The organism is Vibrio sp. 811, from assembly GCF_033339195.1.
On the sequence record NZ_JAWOUB010000980.1, the window covers coordinates 1 to 512 of the forward strand.

Below are 512 nucleotides of genomic sequence, written 5' to 3' on the forward strand. Positions count from 1 at the left end.
CACTTTTATTGGACAAATGGACGATAGAACAAGCGAGTCGCTCAACGTAAGAATGAGCAAAATCATGACCCGCTCTGACTTACCTTTTAAGACGATAACTGCGGATAACGGCACTGAGTTTCATGGTTATGCACAACTAGAAAAACATCATAACTGTCTGTTTTACTTTGCAAATCCATACCACTCATGGGAACGAGGCACTAATGAAAACACCAATGGCTTGATACGACAATACTTACCAAAACGAACTTCCATGTCACACGTGACACAGAAGCTATGCAACGAAAGTGCACACAAATTAAATATGCGCCCACGTAAAAGACTTGGGTATAGGACACCAACGGAGTATATTCATACGCATCTGTAAAAAGTGTCGCACTTCAAACTTGATACTAAGTTCAATCGTACGTTGTGACTAATTCACCAATATTTGGTGGAATAGCAACCCAAACAGATTTATCACTTTTCCAAAATAAACGAAATTCTTTCTGCCAAGAGTCTTCGGTGGATTT

The 512-nt window shown here is 39.6% G+C and carries 1 protein-coding gene; it reads left to right on the forward strand.

The genetic code is table 11. From position 1 onward, the window contains the following. On the forward strand, nt 1-367 hold a 367-nt coding region (locus tag R7Q46_RS30465; protein WP_318078752.1), incomplete at its 5' end, for an IS30 family transposase. Nucleotides 368-512 lie beyond the last annotated feature (145 nt).